Raw genomic sequence first — 5,376 nt, 5'->3', positions numbered from 1 at the left:
GGTCGTGGCGGCAGGGGGGGAGCGCACCCGCCCGGGCTCCTCGTCGGGCGCGAGCGCACCCGGGCGTTCCGGGGCGGGCACCGCGGCCCGCCCCGGAACGGGTTCAGGAGAGGGACAGGTGCACCTCGGCCTCATTCGTTTTGGCGAGGGTGAAGTCGAACTGCTCCCGGACCCCGGAGCCGCAGGCCCTCTTCGTGTGGGGCACGCCGTTGCGGCCGACGGCGCGGACCAAGGCGCACTTGCCGTCCATGCGGGTGTCCTCGAGCCAGCCGGACACCAGCAGAGAGCCGCCCGAGCAGCGCAGGGTCCAGCTGGCCTTCGCTCCGTTGATCTTCGGGGACGCCGAGGACGGGCAGGTGGCGGCGCTCGCCGTGCCGGCGGCGCCGACGGCCAGCCCACCGGCGAGAACGATCGCCGACAGCGCGGACATGAAGGTCTTGCGAACAGCGGACATGGAGGTACTCCTTCAGGTGGACGGATGACAGGAAGCGCACCGGCGCCACGCCCCGGACACGTCGTCCGCCGACGAGGGCGGGCGGCCCGGGGGCGCCGGGCACGGCACCAGACTGCCCGCGGGAGGAAGGTGCGAGAAGACATTCCCGGGTGTCTGCACAGGGGCATTGATGCAGCCTCCGTGCAACCTGCGAGGAACCGTTCCGGCCTGCGGTTATGCCCTGGGGAGAGGGAGTCGCACGCCATGCGGGCCCGTGGACCTCTGGTATGCGGGGGTGTCGACGGGCGGGCGCTGGAACACCAGCAGGGCCAGCCAGGAGTCCACGTCCGCCCGGCCGGTCGGCGACAGGCCGTGCCTGCTCTGGAAGTACCTCAGGTCCTCGACGGCCGCCGCGGTGAACTCCCCCGACACCTCCGTGCCGCCCAGACCCGTATTGTGCAGAAGCTCCTGGAGGGCCAGGACCGCGTGACCGTGGGCTCCGGGGCCGACGGTCCGCACCAGGGCAGGCCACGTGTCCTTGCCCACCTTGCCGTCGGACGGCAGGTTGTGTCTGCGCTGGAAGCCCATGACGGCGTCCTGGGTCTCGTTCCCGAAGAAGCCGTCCGCCTTCACCTCGTAGCCGTGCGCCATCAGCAGGTGCTGCAGGGCACGGGCACGGGTGAACTGGTCCTCCTTACGCTTCATCAGCAGCGGCCACTCGATCGGCACGCCACTCAAGGGAACGGATCCGGCCGTGTCTTCCGCCGCGGACCGAGGGGGCGGCGGGGCGTGCTGGCCGCCCACGACCATCCCGGCGACGAAGGCCGGCACCACCGCGGCCACCAGCGCCGGCAGCGTCCACCGGGACCGGAGCCGGCCCGGGGAGCCGCGCCCGCCCGTGCCGTCCGCGGTACCGGTTCCGCCGGTGAGCTCCGGTCCGTCGCCGGAGGTCCCCTGACGGCTGTTCCCCTCCAGCGCCGCCCGGCACAACTCCCGTGCCCGTGCCAGCTCCGTCGCCGGAGCGCGCAGGTGGGCGTGGAGCGCCTCCACCACCCTCGGTGGAGCGGTCGACGCGTGCTTCGGATTCAGATAGCGCGAGAGTGTCGTCTGGTCGATGCCCAGTCTCGAGGCCAGTGCCTGCTGTGTGGGCCGCGTGCCGCCGGGGGGACTCCCGGCCTCCTCCCACCAGCGCCGCAGCAGCCGCGCCAACCGCACCGCCGGCCGCTGCTCCCGCTCCTGTCCGTCCGGCTCATGCGCCATGTACGTGTCCCTCCCGGTCGTCATACGGAACAGTTGGGCGTCCGCACCGTCTGCATGGCCGCATAGCAGCAGGTCAACCACGCGCATGACGGCAAGCGCGGACGCATCGGCCCACAGCAGCGCAGATCGTAGCGATGACGGGCAGAGGGGCCGGCGCGTCCCTTCCGGACCGTCCGCACCCCGCGCGGCCACCGGACGTTCCGCGGCCCCGCAGCGAGGCCGTCCCCGGCCCTCCGGGAGAGCCGTGCCAGGAACCGGTGCAGGGGGCACGCGTTCACCCGGACGTGTGCCGATGCGACCGCACTCCCGGAACGCGTCACTCACCCGGAGGAAGGACGGTCCGGCCGCCACCCTCCTCGGGTACACGTTCGTCCCGGTCCGGGACCGCGTCCGCCGCGCGTCGTACGGCGCGGCGGATCGCCTCGTAGCCGGTGCAGCGGCACAGGTTGGAGGTGAGCAGTTCACGCAGCCGCTCGGGGTCGTGGACGAGGGACGGGTCGTCCTCCAGGGCGGTCGCGGCCAGCATGAGGAAGCCGGGGGTGCAGAAGCCGCACTGCAGGGCGTGTTCGGCGGTGAAGGCCGTCTGCAGGGGGTGGGGGGTTCCGTCGGCCGGGGCCAGGCCCTCGACGGTGCGCACGGTACGGCCGTCGCACTGCACAGCGAACATCAGACAGCTGCGGACCGCGGCACCGTCCACCCGCACCGTGCACGCCCCGCACACGCCCTGCTCGCATCCCAGGCGGGTGCCGGTCAGGCCGCAGTCCTCGCGCAGCGCGTCGGCCAGGGTCCGCCGGGGCTCGACCTCCAGACGCCGTTCCTCGCCGTTGACCGTCAGGGAGATCCTCATGACCGCTCCACGATGTCGCTGATGTCGTCGAGGGCCTGCCCGAGCGCCCGCCGGACCAGGATCCGCGCCGCATGGCGCCGGTAGGCGACGTCCGCGTGGGGATCGGCCGGCGGATCGGCCGTGTACGCCGAGGCCGCCACTGCCGCCGCGGTGATCGCCCGCTCGTTCGGCGGCCGCCCGACCAGCACGTGCTCGGCGTCCCGGGCCCGCACGGGCCGGGCGGCGACACCGGCGAGACCCAGCCGCGCGTCGACGACGACGCCCTCCTCGACCAGCAGGGCGGCGGCCACGGACAGCTGGGCGAAGCTGGTCGCATGCCCCTGCCCGGTCGAGCAGCAGCCCGACGTCGCGGTGAAGGAGCCGTCCGGGTGTGCTTCGACCGCCCCGAACTCGCCGCCCACGCCGGACCGCTCCACATAGGTGCAGACGCCCACGCCCAGCGGAGCGCCGCCCCGGGCCCGGCGGCGGCCCTGTTCCGCGCGCCACCGCGCGTGGTCGGCGGTCTTCAGCGCCAGCTCCAGTGCCGCCGCGTAGTTCCCGCTGTCGTACCGGAAACCGGTCGGCGTGTCGTAGGGGAAGGCGTCCGGCGGAACGAAGTTGCGCCGGCGCACCTCGGCCGGGTCCATGTCCAGGCGGCGTGCCAGCGCGTCGACGGTGCACTCCACCGCGTAGGCGGCCTCCGGCCGGCCCGCACCACGGTACGGACACAGTGGCGGGGTCGTGGTCAGCACGGCCCGCGCCCGTGCGCCGACGAGGGGAACGGCGTAGGCGCCGCAAACCATCCTCGCTGTCACTTCCGGCAGGAACGAGCCGGTGTGCGGATATCCGCCGACAGCCGCGTCGGTACGCATCTCCAGCGCCAGGAAGCGGCCGTCGGCATCCGCGGCGAGCCGCACCCACTGGCTCTGCCCACGCCCGCGCGGCGCGGCCGTCAGCGCCTCCGCACGGTCCTCCACCCACCGCACCGGACGCCCCAGCCGGAGCGCTGCCAGGGCCACCACCAGGTACTCCGGCCACGTCTCGCTCTTGCCGCCGAACGCCCCGCCGACGTCGGGCACCACCACGCGCACCCGTCCGCCCGGAAGGTCCAGGGCACCGGCCAGGTCGTCGCGCAACCGGTGCGGTGCCTGGTGGGAGCACCACACGGTGATGCCGCCACCGGAGTCGGGCCGGACCAGGATCGCGCGGGCCTCCAGGGAGGTGTGGCACAGAAGCGGGTGCCGGTAGTCCGCCTCGACGACGACCGCCGCCCGGTCCCACACCCGCGGATCGACCGGCTCCCCGACGGTGGTCTCCACGGCCACGTTCGACACGCCCGGAAACAGGCGGACCTCGTCGAGGGCGGCCCGGGCGGGATCGAGTACGGCGGGCAGGGCGTCGATCGTCACCCGGGCGGCGTCCCGGCCGTCCTCGCCCAGGTACCTGTTCCCGGCCACCACCACGGCCAGCGGCTCGCCCGCGTACCGGACACGGTCCGTGGCGAGGGCGGGCCAGGGCCGGTCGCGGGTCACCTCCGGGTCCGTCATCGCCGGCACGCGGGGCACGTCGGCGAGGTCGGCCGCCGACCACGCGCCCAGCACACCGGGGACCTGCCGCGCCGCGCCCAGGTCCACCCTCCGCACCAGGCCGTGTGCCACCTCACTGCGCACGAAGACGGCCTCCGCGCACCCGGGCACGCGCAGATCGGCCACGAACCGGCCGCGTCCCGACAGCAGAGGGCCGTCCTCGACCCGTGTCAAAGCCTCACCCACGGCACTCGGGCCAGCCATCGACCCTCCCAGCCCAACGGTCACGCCACCGCGGTCGCCGGGTACCGCGCGCGGCCGCAGTCATGCGTGAGCGGCATCGCCACCCCCGCTCGGACCGGTCGGCTTTCGGGGCTGAACGGCGGACAACGGTCCCCTCAGCCGGCGCGGGTGCCGGTCGGCGGCGCGAACAGCGCCAGCTGGTCCTTGACCCAGGGGTCGTAGACGGCCAGTCGTTTCGCGGCCTGAGGACAGAACCAGGCCAGCTGGCCCGCGACCCAGGGGTCCACATGCCGGTGGCCCGTGCGGTGCTCGGAGGCACGGAGAGAGGTGTCGGCCACGGGTGGCCGGGCGGTGTGCTCGGCGGGCTCGGCGGCNNGAGCGCCGGCCGCAGCCGCGGGGCCGCCGCCGGCGAGGAGCGCGCCGCCGAGGACCACGGCGGAAACGCCCGTGGCCGCGACACGCCGCATCAGTTTCGTCATCGTCATCGTCATCGGCATCAAAGCCCGCATCGTCCTTTTTCCTCCTTGGAGAGGCATTCGGACGGTGCGGCTACCCACCTCCCTCTCCTCGCACACCAGCGGCAGGCTCTCTCACGGACCCCGCACGGAGGCCGTCGCCCGTACCGCTCCCAGCACGCCGCCCGGCATCGTGGAGACGACCACCCCCGGGCTGATCCGGCCGAGGGTCGCCCGCAGCCATGCCCGGTCCTCCTCGGTGGCGGGCTCGAGCCGCATCCGCCGGGCGCGCAGCGTCACCATGCGCAGCTCCGTCAGCCGTCCCGTGTCCGCCTCGACAGAGGGGAGGTAGACGACCCGCAGGTCGTCGCGGTACTCCTCGTAGCCGGAGATGCCCTCGTAGTCGTCGATGAAGTCGCCGCAGCCGTAGAGGATCAGCCGGTCGTGGTACACCTCGACGGGGCGGGGGTGGTGTGAGGAGTGTCCGTGGACGACGTGGACACCGCCGTCGACCAGCGCGCGGGCGAAGCGGATCTGCTCCCGGGGGACGCGGTACCCCCAGTTGGACCCCCAGTGCACGGAGACGACCACGAGGTCTCCGGGACGCCTGACCCGCCGTACGCGCTCGACGAC

Annotated in this window: 5 protein-coding genes; all 5 read right to left on the bottom strand. The window is 73.8% G+C overall.

Annotated elements, in window-relative coordinates; translation table 11 throughout:
• Positions 1-103: 103 nt before the first annotated feature.
• Positions 104-454, bottom strand: a complete 351-nt coding sequence (locus RH94_RS14725) for a hypothetical protein (protein WP_073948051.1) — start codon at positions 452-454, stop codon at positions 104-106.
• A gap of 213 nt (positions 455-667) precedes the next feature.
• Positions 668-1,693 (bottom strand): peptidoglycan-binding protein, encoded by a 1,026-nt coding sequence (locus tag RH94_RS14720; protein WP_073948086.1) that lies wholly within the window; start codon positions 1,691-1,693, stop codon positions 668-670.
• Between the two features lie 316 nt (positions 1,694-2,009).
• Entirely contained in the window at positions 2,010-2,540 is a 531-nt protein-coding gene (locus RH94_RS14715) for a (2Fe-2S)-binding protein (protein WP_073948050.1), read from the bottom strand.
• A complete protein-coding gene (locus RH94_RS14710; RefSeq protein WP_079189028.1) occupies positions 2,537-4,309 on the bottom strand; it encodes a molybdopterin cofactor-binding domain-containing protein in 1,773 nt (590 codons plus the stop codon). The genes RH94_RS14715 and RH94_RS14710 overlap by 4 nt, the downstream gene beginning before the upstream one ends.
• 569 nt (positions 4,310-4,878) lie before the next feature.
• On the bottom strand, positions 4,879-5,376 hold a 498-nt coding region (locus tag RH94_RS43390; protein WP_234425776.1), incomplete at its 5' end, for a CapA family protein.

The organism is Streptomyces kebangsaanensis (assembly GCF_001906585.1).
Lineage (GTDB): Bacteria > Actinomycetota > Actinomycetes > Streptomycetales > Streptomycetaceae > Streptomyces > Streptomyces kebangsaanensis.
The sequence above is the reverse complement of the archived record's forward strand: the minus strand, read 5'-3'. Positions and strand labels throughout refer to the sequence as shown.

What these genes read in the sequence shown, in the direction of transcription:
- RH94_RS14725 (WP_073948051.1), bottom strand. Translation starts at nt 454, where the DNA reads ATGTCCGCTGTTCGCAAGACCTTCATGTCCGCGCTGTCGGCGATCGTT.
- RH94_RS14720 (WP_073948086.1), bottom strand. Translation starts at nt 1,693, where the DNA reads ATGGCGCATGAGCCGGACGGACAGGAGCGGGAGCAGCGGCCGGCGGTG.
- RH94_RS14715 (WP_073948050.1), bottom strand. Translation starts at nt 2,540, where the DNA reads ATGAGGATCTCCCTGACGGTCAACGGCGAGGAACGGCGTCTGGAGGTC.
- RH94_RS14710 (WP_079189028.1), bottom strand. Translation starts at nt 4,309, where the DNA reads ATGGCTGGCCCGAGTGCCGTGGGTGAGGCTTTGACACGGGTCGAGGAC.